This window comes from Paenibacillus tyrphae (assembly GCF_000722545.1).
Lineage (GTDB): Bacteria > Bacillota > Bacilli > Paenibacillales > NBRC-103111 > Paenibacillus_G > Paenibacillus_G tyrfis.
The window spans coordinates 22716-39335 of record NZ_JNVM01000012.1; the positions used below are offsets into that span (position 1 = coordinate 22716).

Annotated in this window: 16 protein-coding genes and 2 riboswitches; of the genes, 7 read left to right on the forward strand and 9 right to left on the reverse strand. The window is 54.4% G+C overall.

What is annotated here, in order from left to right; genetic code table 11:
- Window positions 1-28: 28 nt before the first annotated feature.
- From kdpA to ET33_RS15710, 4 genes are all read right to left on the reverse strand, one after another.
- Window positions 29-1708: a potassium-transporting ATPase subunit KdpA gene (kdpA, locus tag ET33_RS15700; RefSeq protein ID WP_036683271.1), complete on the reverse strand. Its 1680-nt coding sequence runs from the start codon at window positions 1706-1708 to the stop codon at window positions 29-31.
- Between the two features lie 42 nt (window positions 1709-1750).
- Entirely contained in the window at window positions 1751-1828 is a 78-nt protein-coding gene (locus ET33_RS40625; RefSeq protein ID WP_100085834.1) for a potassium-transporting ATPase subunit F, read from the reverse strand.
- A 141-nt stretch (window positions 1829-1969) separates the two neighbouring features.
- Window positions 1970-2383 carry a hypothetical protein gene (locus tag ET33_RS15705; protein ID WP_036683275.1) on the reverse strand — a complete coding sequence of 138 codons (414 nt, stop codon included), beginning with the start codon at window positions 2381-2383 and terminating at the stop codon, window positions 1970-1972.
- Between the two features lie 131 nt (window positions 2384-2514).
- A riboswitch (cyclic di-AMP (ydaO/yuaA leader) is annotated at window positions 2515-2701 on the reverse strand.
- A 164-nt stretch (window positions 2702-2865) separates the two neighbouring features.
- Window positions 2866-3064: riboswitch (cyclic di-AMP (ydaO/yuaA leader) on the reverse strand.
- 203 nt (window positions 3065-3267) lie between these two features.
- Window positions 3268-3630: a gamma-glutamylcyclotransferase family protein gene (locus ET33_RS15710; protein WP_036683279.1), complete on the reverse strand. Its 363-nt coding sequence runs from the start codon at window positions 3628-3630 to the stop codon at window positions 3268-3270.
- 736 nt (window positions 3631-4366) lie between these two features.
- Here ET33_RS15710 and ET33_RS15715 point away from each other — a divergent pair.
- On the forward strand, window positions 4367-5698 hold the full coding sequence (locus ET33_RS15715; protein ID WP_051775365.1) for a hemolysin family protein: 1332 nt from the start codon (window positions 4367-4369) through the stop codon (window positions 5696-5698).
- A gap of 68 nt (window positions 5699-5766) precedes the next feature.
- Here the strand turns inward: ET33_RS15715 and ET33_RS15720 are convergent, their stop codons facing one another.
- Entirely contained in the window at window positions 5767-6375 is a 609-nt protein-coding gene (locus ET33_RS15720) for an HD-GYP domain-containing protein (RefSeq protein ID WP_051775366.1), read from the reverse strand.
- A gap of 125 nt (window positions 6376-6500) precedes the next feature.
- Here ET33_RS15720 and ET33_RS15725 point away from each other — a divergent pair, with 125 nt between their 5' ends.
- Together ET33_RS15725 and ET33_RS15730 are read left to right on the forward strand one after the other, a co-directional pair.
- Window positions 6501-7448 carry a tyrosine-type recombinase/integrase gene (locus ET33_RS15725; protein WP_036683288.1) on the forward strand — a complete coding sequence of 316 codons (948 nt, stop codon included), beginning with the start codon at window positions 6501-6503 and terminating at the stop codon, window positions 7446-7448.
- A gap of 333 nt (window positions 7449-7781) precedes the next feature.
- Entirely contained in the window at window positions 7782-9059 is a 1278-nt protein-coding gene (locus tag ET33_RS15730) for a BaiN/RdsA family NAD(P)/FAD-dependent oxidoreductase (RefSeq protein ID WP_036683291.1), read from the forward strand.
- Between the two features lie 345 nt (window positions 9060-9404).
- Here the strand turns inward: ET33_RS15730 and ET33_RS15735 are convergent, their stop codons facing one another.
- Together ET33_RS15735 and ET33_RS15740 are read right to left on the reverse strand one after the other, a co-directional pair.
- Window positions 9405-10277: a cation diffusion facilitator family transporter gene (locus ET33_RS15735; RefSeq protein ID WP_036683293.1), complete on the reverse strand. Its 873-nt coding sequence runs from the start codon at window positions 10275-10277 to the stop codon at window positions 9405-9407.
- 256 nt (window positions 10278-10533) lie between these two features.
- Window positions 10534-10959 (reverse strand): hypothetical protein, encoded by a 426-nt coding sequence (locus ET33_RS15740; RefSeq protein WP_036683297.1) that lies wholly within the window; start codon window positions 10957-10959, stop codon window positions 10534-10536.
- Window positions 10960-11129: 170 nt separating this feature from the next.
- On the opposite strand from ET33_RS15740, the gene ET33_RS15745 reads away from it, so the two are divergent.
- The gene (locus tag ET33_RS15745; RefSeq protein WP_036683300.1) at window positions 11130-11465 is read left to right on the forward strand and encodes a hypothetical protein; all 336 of its coding nucleotides are present in this window, start codon (window positions 11130-11132) and stop codon (window positions 11463-11465) included.
- Window positions 11466-11575: 110 nt separating this feature from the next.
- Here the strand turns inward: ET33_RS15745 and ET33_RS15750 are convergent, their stop codons facing one another.
- The gene (locus ET33_RS15750; RefSeq protein WP_036683305.1) at window positions 11576-12067 is read right to left on the reverse strand and encodes an NUDIX hydrolase; all 492 of its coding nucleotides are present in this window, start codon (window positions 12065-12067) and stop codon (window positions 11576-11578) included.
- A 250-nt stretch (window positions 12068-12317) separates the two neighbouring features.
- Between ET33_RS15750 and ET33_RS15755 the strand changes: the two genes are divergently transcribed.
- From ET33_RS15755 to ET33_RS15765, 3 genes are all read left to right on the forward strand, one after another.
- The gene (locus tag ET33_RS15755; protein WP_010500558.1) at window positions 12318-13274 is read left to right on the forward strand and encodes an aldolase catalytic domain-containing protein; all 957 of its coding nucleotides are present in this window, start codon (window positions 12318-12320) and stop codon (window positions 13272-13274) included.
- A gap of 125 nt (window positions 13275-13399) precedes the next feature.
- On the forward strand, window positions 13400-13942 hold the full coding sequence (locus ET33_RS15760; RefSeq protein ID WP_036683310.1) for an MOSC domain-containing protein: 543 nt from the start codon (window positions 13400-13402) through the stop codon (window positions 13940-13942).
- 54 nt (window positions 13943-13996) lie between these two features.
- On the forward strand, window positions 13997-14821 hold the full coding sequence (locus ET33_RS15765) for an SPL family radical SAM protein (RefSeq protein ID WP_036683315.1): 825 nt from the start codon (window positions 13997-13999) through the stop codon (window positions 14819-14821).
- A gap of 349 nt (window positions 14822-15170) precedes the next feature.
- Here ET33_RS15765 and ET33_RS15770 read toward each other — a convergent pair whose 3' ends face one another.
- Entirely contained in the window at window positions 15171-16574 is a 1404-nt protein-coding gene (locus tag ET33_RS15770) for an NAD-dependent malic enzyme (protein ID WP_036683318.1), read from the reverse strand.
- Window positions 16575-16620 lie beyond the last annotated feature (46 nt).

Consider the following 16620-nt stretch of genomic DNA (forward strand, 5'->3'; position numbering starts at 1 on the left):
ACTCCCCTCTTCCTTCGCGATCTTACGTTTAACGCAGCGTCAAATGCTCGGCCACAGGCCCCAGCACAATGGCCGGCAGGAACGTCAGCGCCCCGATAATGAGCACCGTTCCGACGAGTATACCAACGAACAAGCCGTTGTCCGTACGGAACGTACCGACCGTCTCCGGCACCCACTGCTTGCGGCTGAGCGAACCGGCTACGGCTAGCAGCGCAATCATCGAGATATAGCGCCCGAACAGCATCACAAGGCCCGTCGTAATGTTCCAGAACGCCGTATTGTCGCCCAGACCCTCGAAGCCGGAGCCGTTGTTGGCCGCCGATGACGTATATTCGTACAACACCTGCGAAATGCCGTGGAACGACGGATTCGTGATCGCCGCTTTGCCCAGCTCTGTCGCAAGCGCAATCGCCGTCGGCGCCAAAATAATAAACGGATGCGCCAAAATCGCAATCGCGATCAATTTCATCTCGCGGGCCTCGATCTTCCGCCCCAGAAACTCCGGAGTCCGTCCGACCATCAGCCCTGCAAGGAACACGCCCAGAATGGCGTACATGAGCATATTGACAAGTCCGACGCCTTTGCCGCCGAACACGCAGTTCAGCATCATCAGCGCGAGTGGCGTAATGCCCCCGAGCGGCGTCAGCGTGTCGTGCATGTTGTTAACCGAGCCGGTCGTCGCCGCCGTCGTCACCGTCGTAAACAAGGCCGACATCGGAATGCCGAAGCGTACCTCTTTGCCTTCCATGCTTCCTTGGGAGGCATCCATGCCCAGCTTGTTCAACGCCGGGTTCCCGTTTAATTCGGACGTGTAGACGAGCGACAGGAACAGCAAGAACAAAATAAGCATCGCGGAGAAAATAACCCAGCCTTGCTTCCGGTTCTTCGCGAACAACCCGTACGTGTACGGTAGCGCCGCCGACAAGCACCACATCGACAGCATCTCGATCACGTTCGTCAGCGGATTCGGGTTCTCGAACGGGTGGGCCGAGTTGACGCCGAAGAAACCTCCGCCGTTCGTTCCCAAGTGCTTAATCGATTCCAATGACGCGACCGGTCCAATCGCAATTTGCTGATCCGCTCCTTCGAGCGTCTGCACGGTTATCGTCGGCTGAAGTGTCTGCGGCACGTGCAAAGCTACCAGCGCCAGCGTGACAACGAAAGCAAACGGCAGAAATACACGGGTGTGCGCCTTGACGAAATCTTCGTAGAAGTTGCCTAGCGTCTTCCCCTTGGTCGTAACGCCGCGGATAAAGGCGATCGCCACGCACAGCCCCGTCGCCGCGGAAGTAAACATCATCATGGTGATCAGAGCCATTTGCGACAAATAAGAAAGGCCCGACTCCCCGCTATAATGCTGCAGGTTCGTGTTCGTCATGAAGCTGATGACCGTATTGAACGACAAGGTCTGCTCCATATTATCGATACCGTTCGGATTGAGCGGCAGCAGCTTTTGTACCCTTAACAGCAAATATCCGAAAGCAACCAGCACAATATTCGTTACGATAAAGCTGAGTCCGTACGTTTTCCATGTCATTCCCTTGCGTTCGCGCAGCCCGATCAGCTTGAAAATCGGCCGCTCCGCCCATCCGAACAAGCGGTCCGTACGATTGGCCTCGCCGGAAAAGACATGATATAAATAAGTGCCGAGCGGCTTCGCCAGCAGCACCAGAATCCCTATGACAATGGCTATTTGCAAAATACCCACGGGGTCCAAACCTCCTTTAGTAAACAAGCGGAATCCGGTTGGTTAAAACTTTTCCGGATGAATCAAGGCATACGCCAAGTAGATGAATACGAATAAAGTTAATCCCCCGATGACGATCATCGTCCGTCCCCTCCCGATTCCTCGGTTACCCGGTTGCACCAGGTCAGAAAGCCCCAGAACAACACGTAGGTTCCGGCTAACAGCAATACCATGTATAAGTCCGCCACTTTCCAACGCCTCCTTCCGAGCGGTTGCGCTCGATTACTCCAAATGGCCGTCGATCAAAAATCCGACATCGTCGCCGTTCATATAAATGACATGATGCGCACCAAGCCCCTTATACACGAGCCGGGGGCTCGGATTGCTTGTAATCAGGTAAATCGGCCCGTTCGTCCACGTCCGGCAAATCTGAATGTACCGGCATGACAAGTTCAGGCTTTTCTCGAACAAAAATACCCGGCTAACCGTAAACTGCGGTACGGTCCACGACTCGCAGCCCGACGTATCGATCGTCACTACATTCCCGACGCCAAGACCGGCCAGCCTCGTATGTTCAGCCTTGCTGTTGGCAAGGGCCGCGAGGCGAAGCTGCCGTCTTTGCAGCTCGCGGATAAATTTTTCTCCCGCCTTGTTCGGCGCCGACACCAGAATATAGCCGGATGATGATTTGATCATTTTTACACGTTCTCCTCCTGTTCACTCCAGGAGAAAAGGCAACAAAAAAGAAGCCTTGGGCAAGAGGTGACTCTTCCCGTGGCTTCCAAGGCACGGTGAAACATACCGTGTCTTATGTGCTCACGACAATCGTTGCCTCTCTCTATACGCTTACGAGGTTAGCTGACGGATTCGGGCGTGAGAGTCGCCCTACCCCAGCGCTTGCAAGGCAAGCGCGAAGGGATTCACCCCTTGGACCGATCGGCGCGTCTAACGCGTTGTCATGTCCCGTTGGTTCCCCCGCTTCCCGGCGAGCCGGGAATTCAGCGATATACTGCATGGAATGGTGCATAGTTATAAGTTTGCGAATGGAACTGACGTTCCGTTTTTCCAAAAAAAGACAATAAAAAACCACAGAGGCAGGAGCCCTGTGGTCGCTATACGATCACAAGCTTCATCATCCTCTCTCCATTCGAACATAAGGCCGCGGCCGGCCGCTAAACGGCTGTTCGATCCAACGCTGACGAGGTTAGCTGACGGATTCGGGCGGTGAGAGTCGCCCTACCCCAGTGCATGTTATACATGCACGATGAGGATTCACCCCGGGGACGCATGGCTTTCGGCTCTCACACCGGCAGCTCAGGCTTCCCTTGTGGTTCCCCCGCTTTCCGCACGATGGCGGAAATTAAGCGATAAGAATTTGGAAACTGTAAATTTATGAATTGAATATTACGCTTGTCGGAAGCAACTGTAAAGAACGGTGGGAATGGCTCTGGAGCGAAATAGGGGAAGTTCTGGCACATAAGAGCGCTTTCTCAGATACGGTTCTTTTCCAATCTCTACAAATCTCACTATTTCTTCGTTTTTCATAAATCGTGATCTTTTTCTCAGCACTCCGTTCCCGGCTACAGCCAGATCCCGCTCTCAATCCGCGTCAAGCCATGACCGGAAGCGTACATATAAGCCAACGCCTCGTAGGTTACCGCTCCCACAAACACTTGAACGGACTTCAGCTCGAAGCGGTACGGCGGATTCATCCCGTTAAAGTTCGACGCCAATTCCGAGACGGTTTCAAAAGCGACGTCCCCCATCGCCAGCAGCTTGCCGCTAACCTTGTCTTCCCCGGAGGTTAATGCGGGAAAACCGAGTCCAGTATCGTACAGAACGCCTCTCACCCAGGCCTCGTCGCTTAGCAGCAAAGAATGTCTGGAAATAAACGGGTTGTCTTTGTGATTCAAGGAAACGACGCCATACACGAACAGATTCAATTCCGTAACCTCTTTTCTCTGGAATGCCGTTTGAGCTTAACTATAGGGGAAAACTGTTAGAAATGTATTAGGGGGTGGAAATTTCTTCCGGAATGGGCGGCTCCGCGGCAACAAAAAAAGCTCCGTCAGCGGATTTGTCCCTGACCGAGCCTTCTTTGGTCGTTTAAAAACACCGGTTACCCTTCCTTACCCCAAAGCAAATTCAATTTCTGTACATGATGCTGCGCATACTAAAACAATGAAAGCCCTGCCTCTCTTCCATCCTTGCGGCTCCGAAGACCGCGCCAGTGTGAATCAGTGTTACAACAATTCCTAATCATGGGAGTTCCTTGAATGAACGATTAAACATGTGCGGAAATAACGCTGCTTTCTCGAGGAAAATCTTCCGTATAGGGGTTGTATGAGGGTTTAAGTATATTCTCACGAATATCGAATAAATTTACCATAGCTTGTCCTCGATGTCAACCCGGACAACCGTCTAAATTTAAAATTCAACCAAGTTTTCGTCATTTTCGCACGAAAATGAACAAATTCGCAGCAAATCGGGGGATTTTCGTTAATACCTCGCGATTCGGAGTCCGCACACCCCGTGTATACTCCGGAGTACCCCGCTCGCCGTTTGAGCGCTGGTATGCGTTCCGGGTATAATGGATTATAAGCAATCTTTATTTTTGTCTATTATTTGAATGTTTAAGGGAGGTGTACCTATCCACCTCACGCAGGGGATAGGGAATGATTGAGTAGTGACCCGTTACCTTTATTGTTTAACGTGGTTCTCATTATCGTCTTGGTGCTGCTGAACGGCTTTTTCGTCGCCGCGGAGTTCGCCATGGTCAAAGTAAGAAACAGCCGCATTGATACGCTCGCCCAAAGCGGCAATGTAAGCGCGCGGTTCGCGCAAAAAATTACGGGCAACCTGAACGCTTATTTATCCGCCTGCCAGCTCGGCATTACGCTTGCGTCGCTTGGACTCGGCTGGGTCGGTGAACCGGCTATCGCCGCTTTTCTCAAACCGATCCTTACAGATTGGTTCGGCTTAAGCCCCGTCGTTATTCATACGATCTCCTTCTTTGTAGCTTTCTCGCTCATTACCGCGCTGCATATTACGCTCGGGGAGCAGTTCCCGAAGACGTACGCGATCCGCCAGTCGGAGAACGTGACGCTTTGGTCCGCGCTGCCGGTTATCATTTTCTACAAGCTGATGTACCCTTTCATCTGGATGCTGAACGGCGCGTCGAACTGGATGCTGAAGCGCGCAGGTATTGAGCCGGCCACAGAGCACGAATCGGCCCATACGGAAGAGGAAATCCGTGTCTTAGTGAAAGAAAGCCATAAAAGCGGCTTCATCGACAATACGGAGCTTACGCTTTTTGATAATATATTCGAATTTACCGAAACGAACGCGCGCGAAATTATGATCCCGCGGACGGAAATGGCTTGCTTGTACGCCAATCTGCCGTTCGAGGACAACATGGAAATCGCGCATCGCGAAATGCGCACCCGTTATCCGGTATGCGATCCGGATAAAGACAATATTATCGGCTTCGTGCATATCAAGGACTTGATGAAGTCGCACGGCGCGCTGACCGAGCTTCGCTCCATCGTGCGTCCGATCGCCAAAGTGCCGGATTCGATGCCGATCAGCAGGCTGCTCAAGCTGATGCAGTGGAAAAAAGTGCAGATTGCCCTGCTCATCGACGAATACGGCGGAACTTCGGGTATGGTGACGCTTGAGGATATTCTGGAAGAAATCGTCGGCGAAATCCAAGACGAGTTCGACCCGGATGAGCGGGCTCGGGTGGAGAAGAAAGACGAGTTCAACTACTCCATCGACGGTCTGATGCTAATCGACGAAGTAAACGATCAGTTCGGTCTGGAAATCGAGTCCGAGAACTACGATACGATCGGCGGATGGGTGTACTCACAGGTGGAGCTTCCGCCCAAGCATGGACAGAGCGTCGTCTATCAGGACGAATTCGAGTTCGTTATCGAGGAAACGGACGACCTGCGAATCGCAAGGCTCGCCGTCCGCAAGCTGCAGGAGGATTCGCAAACGCAGTCGGCATAAGGCATAATAGATCGATCATAGAATACAAAAGAGAGGCCCATTCGATTCGTGGACCTCTCTTTTTATGTTCAGGATTGGACGGTAGAATTGATGCCTTCGCGTCTCGCGTAAGAATGGTGAAGCATCTCGCCCGGCATTTGCAGAAACACTTCCACGTACTGTCTATCGAACTGCGTGCCGCTGTGTCGGCGCAGTTCTTCCTTTGCTTCCTCCAGCGACATCCCCGATCGGTAGGGCCGATCGGACAGCATGCTGTCAAAGGAATCAATGATGGTGCAGATCCGTGCGAACGCCGGAATGTCCACCCCGCTTAAGCCGTACGGATAGCCCGTTCCGTTCCATCGCTCGTGGTGAAATTCGACGATGTCGATGATCACCTGCTCCTCCGGCGCATGGATTTTCAGTATATCCGCACCCAACACCGGATGCTGCTTCATCATCCTCCATTCTCTTTCCGTGAGCGACGTATCCTTTTTTAGAATCAAGTCGGGCATGTAGATTTTCCCGATGTCATGCAAGCAGCATCCGATCACCAATTGCCGGGTGTGCGCAAGATTCAGGCTCATCATCAACGCCATGCTCTTCGCGAGCTTCCCCACCCGCAGACTATGCTCATAGGTATCGACGTCCTTTTCCATTAACCGAACCAACTCTTGAGTGACTAAACGATCCCGCATGCGTTCCCCTCCTCAGCCCATGTGTCACGCCCTGCCGAAATCCTTCAAGCCCCTCCTTTCCGTAGTCAGGCGTGATACAATAGAGTTCGTACAATTTGTGTTGTTCGAAAAAGAAAGGAGACCTTATGCAAACTCTACTCGCTCAAATCCATCTTCCCGAACAATTGAAACCAACCGAAAAATACACGGACGAACAAATCGTCAACATGTTTCTGACGACTTGCTCCCGATCCCCGTATACGATGAGAAATTACCGCAACGCGATCGCCAAATTCCGCCGTTTTATCGGCGATAAATCATTACAGGACGTGACCTGGCGGGAAATCGAGGTCTATAAAATCGGCCTGCTGGAAGGGCTGTTGAGCCGCGCGAACAAGCCTCAAGCTCCGGCGACGGTGGCCATACATATCGCGCCTCTGCGCTCGCTTTACAAGTGGGGCAGCGACCCGAACATCGGCATGTTCAAGCATAACCCGACTACCTGCATCCGCATCCCGAAAATCCCCGTGAACAGCAAAAATCATTATTTGACGAAGGCCGAAGTGCTTCGTTTGTTCGAGCAATTAAAGCAGCAAGGGCTGCGCGATTACGTCATCGGAGTCACGCTGGTGCTGCTCGGCATCCGGGTATCGGAGCTGGTATCGATTCAATGGAATCATTTTCACACGGACCCCGAAGGCGCTTCGATGTGGCTTACGATTCGTGGCAAAGGCGATAAAGAACGCGAAGTCAAGGTGCCGCATATGCTGTGGACGCTGCTTCAGGCTTATGATGCAACAAAGCCGGAGCCGTCCGGGCCGAAGGACAAGCTGTTCCCTTTGTCCGTCCGCATTGTAGAGAAAATTATCAAGAAAGCCCGCGAGCAATGCGGTATGGAGAAGAAGGCGACCCCTCACTGGCTCCGCCATACGAACGCGACGCTTGCCCTCCTGCGCGGCGCTTCCTTGCAGCAGGTGCAGGAATCGCTCGGACATACGCACATCAACACCACGCAGCGCTATCTCCACACCGTCCAGCAAATTAAAAAAGCGGCCCCCGACTACGTCGAAGACTGCTTCAAAGATAGTTTATAGTCATTTCATCCTAGGCTTTTCCATTATTCTCTTGTTTCGTTGGTTAATATTTACTATAATACAAAAAAGAAATATTTGTAGAAATAGTATGAATTTCATAAATAAATGTCGAACAACACAAATTGTACGAACCCCATTGTAACGTATTGCCTGTGAAAAAGCACTCCATATTCTACCGTCCGTCGTTGCCCACGAACGGCCGCAACCGCTTGCGGCCCGCTCTTTGTTCATTCGTGCGTCAGCCGTCTTCCGCAGCCATTTTGGGATCGTTTCGTTTTGGGCTATAATACTAGCAAAGACGCTTCATGAGCAGGAACAGAATGGAGAATTGATATGAAGTACGATGTTATCGTCATCGGCGGCGGACCTTCCGGCTTGATGGCCTGTATTGCAGCCAGCAAGCCGGGCGCCCGCGTCGTGCTGGTCGATAAAGGGGACAAGCTCGGACGCAAGCTCGGCATCTCCGGCGGAGGCCGGTGCAATGTCACGAACGCGAAGGAAATCGACGAGATTATTAAGCATATTCCGGGCAATGGACGGTTTTTGCACAGTGCGTTCGCCCATTTCGGCAATCGCGAAATCATCGCCTTTTTTGAAAATCTCGGCATCCGGCTGAAGGAAGAGGACAACGGGCGAATGTTTCCCGTGACGGACAAAGCCAAAACCGTCGTAGACGCGCTCGTCGGCCAAGTCCGCAAGCAAGGCGTGGACATTCGGGCGAACCGCGCGGTGGAGCGCGTGCTTTATCAAGACGGTCGCGTCGCAGGCATTCGCCTTCAGACGGGCGAGACGATCGCCGGCAAATGCGTCGTTATCGCCAGCGGAGGCAAGTCGGTGCCGCATACCGGCTCGACCGGCGACGGCTATGCTTGGGCCGAGGACGCGGGGCACACGATCACGCCGCTGTTTCCAACGGAAGTGCCGCTGACCTCCGGCGAGCCCTTTATCAAGAGCCGCGAGCTCCAGGGCTTGTCGCTGCGGAACGTGGAGCTTACGGTCTGGAACGCCAAGGGGAAGAAAATCATTTCCCATCAAGGAGACATGCTGTTTACCCATTTCGGCTTATCCGGTCCGATCGCGCTGCGGTGCAGTCAATTCGTCGTGAAGGAGCGGCAAAAAACGGCGGAGAAGCAGGTGCTGACCACCATTGATTTGTATCCGGACAAAAGCGTGCAAGAGATCTATGACGAGACGATGGCTTTGGTTAAAAGCGAGCCGAAAAAAGCGGTCAAAAACGTGCTGAAGGGGTACATCTCCGAACGCCTCGTCCCGCTTCTACTCCAGCAAGCCGGACTGGACGAGCAGACGACGTACGATAATATCCCGAAACAGCCATGGATGGAATTAAGCAAAGGGATCAAGGCGTTTCCCGTGCAGGTGAACGGGACGCTGTCGATTGAGGAAGCTTTTGTCACCGGTGGCGGGGTGAATTTGAAGGAGCTCGATCCGCGGACGATGGGGTCGAAGCTTATGGAAGGGCTGTTCTTTTGCGGCGAGATTCTCGACATCCACGGATATACCGGAGGCTACAACATCACGGCGGCCTTCGCCACAGGCTATACGGCAGGGACGTTCGCCGCACAGGCCGCACAAGACGCGATTGAAGCGTAGAAGCCCGGTCTCTTTTCCCGAAACACAAAGAAAGAGGGTGGCCCGGAGGCCATCCTCTTTCGGTCTATGATGAGACACTTGTCGACGGGTTACAAATCGGTCAGTGCCTGAACCACCAAGTAAGGCACCATCCCTATGGCGATAAGACCGAACAGAAATCCTTTTGCGATGGACTTTAAAGCATGTTTCATGATGCTTTCCTCCCTACTCTCTTTTATCTGTGTCTAATCTGTGACTTACTTTCATTGTAATTTTCATTTGTTACGAATTTATGACGTTAACCTGAAATGAAGGTAAAATCAAACAAAAAACGGGGGTTCCTTCGTTAAAAAGGAACTCCCGTTTCTATTCGATGTAAGGCTCGATATGAACGTGCACGTTTCCAATCCGGTGCTCCTGCAGCATCCGCTTCTCGATCTCGTCGCTGATTTCGTGGCTCTCGCCGACGGACAGCTCAGCGCTGACCTCCACGATGACATCCAGCAGCACGCTGCTGCCGTGCACCCGGGCCCGAATGTCCTTGATCCGCTCCACGCCGGGCGTTTCATACACTGTCTGCCGGAACACCTTCAGCTTCTTATCGTCGTCGAATCCGTCGGTTAGCGCATGGGCGGCATCGATGAATACGTCCCAGGCCGTCTTGCATATGACCAAACCAACGGCGAGCGCCGCGGCTGCATCCAGTATCGGATAGCCGAAGCTTGACCCAATAATGCCTACAGCCGCCCCGATGCTGACGAGCGCATCCGACCGGTTATCGTAGGCCGCCGCTTTCAACGACTGGCTGTTTAACCGTTTCGCCAAACGGCTGTTATACCTATATATCCCCCACATGACGACCGCGCACCCGAGCGCAATCCATGCGGCCAGCAAATCCGGGGCCTGACGGTCCGTCACGAAAAAGCTCTTGCACGCCTCCAGCACGACTTGAATCCCGGCGGCAGCCATAATGAACGACGCGACGAGCGAGGCGATCGTCTCAGCCCGTCTGTGCCCGTAAGGGTGATCCCGATCCGGCGGCTTGCGCGAGATGCGCAGTCCGATCAGCACGGCGAGCGATACGATAATATCGGTCGAGTTATTGATTCCGTCGGCGGTAAGCGCCTCGGAGCCGGTCGTATACCCCATGCTGATCTTAAAAGCGGAGAGCAGGATATACGTGACGATGCTGACCCACGCGCCCTTTTCGCCTTCTTTTAACGGATCTTGCGTTTCCACGGCGGTTCCCCTCCATTACTCTTGCCAAGATCACCTTGATTTAAGTCAGGCTCATCATATCAGACGAAAACCGAGTGGGTCTAGAGAAACAGTGTTTTACCCGCCAATAAAAATAGGTCCCGTGCAACTTTGTTTTACCGGTCAAAGGATGTGAGAAATAGCCAACAAATAGGGACTTGGTCAAAAAAAAGAAACAGCGGCCCGCGTCTCGCCGGTAACCGCTGTCTGGACGCGGCGTCGGACCGCCGCTTGCCGCTTAGAAACGCAAGCCGGCATCGAAGCCGTTATAGTCGTCGCCCGATGGATCGAATGGTACGTCTTCGTCATTATATGCACCGCTGGAACGGTTGACATAATCTGAAGCGGACACGGCCGGCTCGCTTTCGGTCCAATCCTCGTTCACGAAATGCGCCGGAATCGGGATCAGGCTGTTTGGGTCATAGGCCATGGCGAAAGCGGCGGTTTCGCTCAGCGAGCCTTCCGCTTCGATCAAGCGTCCCCCATAGGCTTGGACGATTTCTAGCGCGGACGTCAGATCGTGCCGGTCTACGATAACATGGAGAGTCGGCTGCTTCAGGTTCGTATGCGGACTCACGCGGTACCCAAGCTCCTCCAGCATATCCTGGGCCAAGGCGGCCGCATTCTGGGAATCGAATTGAAACAAAATCGGTGTGCTGCTCATAAGGTTCCTCCGCTTGTCGGTATTTAGGTTCACGTTTGACTCTAGTTTGCCCCAAGGAAGGATGCTTATTCCAAGCGCGGCACATACTGCCTCGCCTGCAGGCATAGGATGATAGCGAACCGCTGCCTTATCCGGCTTCGCCAAATTTTGATCCGAAAGAGGTGTACGCTATGGACAACGGACCGCACGAAAGCCCCGAGCCGGAGGACATTCGTTCAAGCCAATGGATTGCCGCCGCGGCGTATTTGTTATTTTTCCTACCGCTGCTTGCCGCTCCGAAGTCGAGATATGCCATGTTCCACGCCAATCAAGGGCTGGTGCTCCTTTTGACCTCGATCGCCGCCAATCTGGTGCTCGGCCTGCTGCCGCTGATCGGGCTGCTGCTCGTGCCGCTGGCTAATCTCGGCCTGCTCGTCCTATTTATCATGGGCATTCTGAACACTGTGAACGGGTGGATGAAGCCGCTGCCGATCATCGGCGGCCTGATCTTGATCAAGACCCCTTAGACGGTGGTTGCAGCAGCCACAAGGGCACGCCAAAAAGACGTTCCGTATATCCTACTCTTGAAGTAAGGAAGCGGGACGTCTTTACTTTTGTCAAAAATGCAGCGCCATTCTTAGCACCCGACCTCTTGCAGCGGCCGTCGTTCGACGGTCAGCAGCTTTCCCTCGCGAAAAAAGCAGCGGTGCTCCGCACAAGGCTCACCCGCCAGCATCGCCGGAAGAAAATGCTGGACATGCTGCACCACGCCGTAGTTTTCCGCGTCGATTACCCAGTCGATCGGCTTCCACGCCAGGATGCCCTCGGCCGTCTCCATCGGCAAAGCCGGCAGTGCATCACCCGGGACCTCTCCGATAAAGGCGTACATTCCCCCGGCATCCCGGCCGTCCACTTCCCACGTCACAGTCCCGCCGAAGCGCACCGCCTCCGTTTCGAGACGGAGCCCGGTCTCCTCTTCGATTTCTCGCATGACGCTCTCCAGCGGTGTTTCACCCGGCTCCAGCTTGCCGCCGACCCCGTTCCACAGCCCCAGCAGCGGCGCCTTGCCCCGGTTCAGCATAAGCAAACGGTCGCCGCTGCGAATAAAAGCGATATTATATTTCAGCATGTCTCACCCTCCTGCCCCGCAAAATCCGCAAGTCTATCTCCATTATAATGCAAGTTTCCACAAAAGCCCGGAAAATCCTGCAACATTTGCTTATTTTCGGCGAATATGAGATTGCCACGGTACGGGGAATTTGTTATCATTGACAAGTGGCGAGCCCATATGTAATATTTATTATAAAAACGTATGCTTTACTGCTTAAAAGCTTAAAAGCCACGAAGCGGTCGCCTATTCAGGAGAGGAGTCAATAGTTATGGTCAGGGAAAACCACAATATTTTGGACTGCACCATCCGCGACGGCGGTTTGGTCAATAACTGGGATTTTAGCGTCGAGTTTGTCAAAGACATGTATTACGGTCTGAGCGAAGCCGGCGTCGAATATATGGAGATCGGTTATAAAAACTCGGCTAAGCTGCTGAAAGGCGCTGAAGCGGGCCCTTGGCGCTTTTTGAACGAGGATTTCCTGAAGGAAGTCATCCCGCAAAAGACCGACACCAAGCTGTCTGCGCTGGTCGATATCGGACGCGTTGACGAGAAGGACATTCTCCCCCGGGAGAACAGTCTGCTCGACCTGATCCGCGTAGCGACCTACATTAAAGATGTGGATAAAGCGCTCGATCTGGTGCAGAAATTCCACGACTACGGCTATGAAACGACGATCAACATTATGGCGCTCTCCCACGTGATGGAAAACGATCTGAACGAAGCGTTCGAAGAAATCGCCAAAAGTCCGGTCGATGTCGTGTACATCGTCGATTCGTACGGCAGCATGGACTACCGGGACGTCGAATATCTCGTCTCCAAATTCCAACGTCTACTGCCGAATAAGAAGCTCGGTCTGCATATGCATAACAACATGCAGCTCGCCTTCTCCAATACGATCATGGGCGCCACCAAAGGCGTCGAGTTCCTTGACACCTCCGTATACGGCATGGGACGAGCTGCCGGCAACTGCCCAACAGAGCTGATCGTCAGCCATTTGAAAAATCCGAAGTACGACGTTCGTCCGATCCTCGGCATCATTGAGAAGCATATGATCACCATGCGCGAGAAGTGGGAGTGGGGCTACATCATTCCTTACATGATCGCCGGCGTATTGAACGATCATCCGCGTTCGGCCATGGCGGTTCGCACCAGCGACAAAAAGGACAAGTTCGTGGAATTCTACGACAAAATGACTTCCCCCGAAGCGATGCCGGCCGGCGAGTAATCCGGCTGCCGCTTGCGGTTCACCCAGCAAAAACCCGGTTTCCCTTGGAGGAAGCCGGGTTTCTTGTCTATTCACACGCCATTCTGATAAGCTTAACCTTGTACGGAAAGGGGAAATGCGCTACTATGAAAACTTTTGAAGCCCGGGTCAAGGCCGTGATGGCCGCCCGCGATCCGCATACATTCGTCACCGCGCGGGAAGGCTCCGTCACTGTGGATCTTGCCGGCATTCCCGGCGACCGGCATTACGGACTCACGCGTCCTGCCGACAGTCGGCAGCGGTTTTATCCGCGCGGCACCGACATTGCCAACCGAAGACAGATCAGCATCGTCTCCGTCGAGGAATTAGCCCAGATCGCCGAGCGGCTAGGGCTGCCCGAAGTGCTACCGGAGTGGCTCGGCGCCAATCTGCTCTTGGAGGGATATCCTTCCCTCACGCTGCTGCCACAGGGCGCACGCCTGCTGTTCCCTGCCGGAACAGGCTTGATCGGCGAAGGCGAGAACCTCCCCTGCCCGGGGCCGGGTGAAGCGATCGCCGAAGCGACAGGCCATGCTGCGGCAGCTACCCGCTTCACGGCTGCCGCGAAGAAGCGGCGCGGCATCGTCTGCTCCGTCGAGCGCGTAGGCACTATCACAGAAGGCGATATCGTGCAGATTATGATCGAGTAACCGGGGCAGGGCCCGGTCGATTTCACATTTTACAAGCGAAACGAGGTGCGGTAGGTGCTTCCGACCGTTACGTTCAAAGCCCCCAAACAGCTGCTCAATGCGGCTACCGGCTACTTGACGGGCTATACGCATACGCTCAATCCTTATTCCGGCTGCGCCTTCGCCTGCACCTACTGCTACGTGCGCGAAATGCCGGTGGCGAAGTTTCGTCCGGAGCCTTGGGGAAGCTGGGTCGACGTAAAATCGTCGGCTGCGGAGCTGCTCGCCAAAGAACTCATCCGGGCGAAACGCAAGGGCTCTGTTTCCATCTTTATGTCTTCCAGCACGGACCCGTACCAGCCGGTCGAATACCGGACCGGGCTGACCCGTTCGCTGCTCGAAACGATGGCGGAAGGAGACGCGCCAGACTTTGTGCTGCTGCAAACGCGCAGCCCGCTCGTTACCCGGGATATCGATCTGCTCCAGCGGCTCGGAACGCGTGTACGCGTCAGCCTCACGATCGAGACCGACCTGGAATCGGTCCGCAAGGCCTTCTCGCCGGCAGCGCCGCCGATCCCTGCCCGGCTGCGGGCGCTGCGCAAGCTTGTCGAAGCGGGCATACCCGCGCAAGCGGCCGTTTCACCCGTGCTGCCGAGCAGCGACGGCTTTGCGCAAGCGCTGCAGGATACCGGCGTGACGCGGCTCGTCGTCGACGACTTCTTCATGGGCGACGGCAGTCTCGGACGGCGCACGGAGCGCCTCGGCATCCGCCGCATTTACGAGTCGCTCGGTCTGGAGGCTTGGTATGACCGTGACGCTTACCGGCAAGTACTGGAGCAGCTGAAGCAGCATTTTCTGGAAGAGCGGATTTTGGTGAGTCAGGCGGGCTTTTTGCCGTAAGAAGCAGGAGTCCATTATGGATGAATGCGACAAATGGGGAGACATCGATAATCCGATGCCTCAGTACATCTCTAATACTCCAATTGACCCTCCATCACAAGCTTAGGGAACCATGTTACGAGGAAGATATCGAAATCCTATGTAAGCCGGTTCTCATCCGAATGCGCTGGCGTTCGGCGAACACGGACAGCCGACTGCCTGTGGTTCGACATAGGATGTAAGCAGGCTGTTATCGGCGCGAACGCAGCAAACGAGAGCAATAAAAAAGAAGCGAGTCCCCGCATAGAGGAACTCGCTTCTTTTGCTATGCTCGACGAGTTGGTGCCTACTCGTTCGCGCCTGCCTGATCTTACCGGAAATCCGGCGGAATCCGGCGGGCGGTGCCGGTCAAGATCGCCGCTTCGATAATCGCGTGGCGAACTTTCTTCACGACATGCTCGTTGAAAATACTTGGGATAATATACTGCTCGTTCAGCTCCGCATCCGTAACAACGGAAGCGATGGCGCGTGCCGCGGCAAGCTTCATCGGCTCGTTGATATTGCGGGCGCGGCAATCAAGCGCCCCGCGGAAAATGCCCGGAAATACCAAGACGTTGTTAATCTGGTTCGGATAGTCGCTCCGGCCCGTAGCAAATACGCGCACATGCGGTAGCGCTTCCTCCGGGTTGATCTCCGGCGTCGGGTTCGCCATCGCGAAAACGATGCTGTCGGGCGCCATGGCTTGGACATCTTGTCCGTTCAAGAGGCCGCCGCGGGATACGCCGATGAAGACGTCCGCGCCGCGGATCACTTCTTTCAGCGTGCCGGGCTCAGCTTCCACCTGCGGCTGCTCGGCCAGCCACTGCCACATCGGATACTCGTAAGTGCCGCCGCGGACAATCGCGCCCTCGCGGTCGACCGGCACCAGCTTCGTAACGCCTGCGGCCAGCAGCATTTTGCAGATGGATACGCCAGCGGCGCCGATGCCGTTCACGACGACGCGCACGTTCTCGATCCGCTTGCCAACAACCTTCAGCGCGTTAAGCAGCCCCGCGATAACGACGACGGCCGTGCCGTGCTGATCGTCATGGAATACCGGGATGTCGAGCTCTTCGTTAAGCCGGCTCTCGATCTCGAAGCAGCGCGGCGAGCTGATGTCTTCCAGGTTAATGCCGCCGAAGATCGGGCTGATCGCCTTGATCGTGCGGATAATTTCTTCCGTATCCTTCGTATCGAGACAGATCGGGAAAGCGTCGACGCCTGCGAGCTGCTTGAACAGCATCGCTTTCCCTTCCATTACTGGCGCGGCCGCGTGCGGACCGATATCGCCCAGACCGAGCACGGCGGTACCGTCGGTGATGACCGCTACAGTATTCCGTTTAATCGTCAGCGAGTACGCTTTTCTCGGATTTTCGTGAATTGCCGTACATACCCGCGCGACCCCTGGCGTGTAGACCCGGGACAAGTCATCGCGGTTTTTGATCGGAAGGTTCGGCTGAACGGACACTTTGCCGCCCAAATGCACAAGGAACGTGCGGTCGGAGACGTTGATCAGCTTGATGCCTTCATGCTGCTTCAGCGCTTCCACGACTTGCGATTCCGCGGATTCCGCCACATCCACGGTGATGTCTCGGATTGACGAATCCTTGCCCGGCCGAATCACGTCGATCGAAGTGATGTCTCCTCCGGATTTGCTGATTGCGGCGGCTACATCCCCGAACGTGGCCTTTTCGTGGTCCAATTCCACACGCAAGATAATACTCGTCTGTGCCATGCTGTTAACCTTCCTTTTATATAAAATGATGTATCGAACCTTGCAA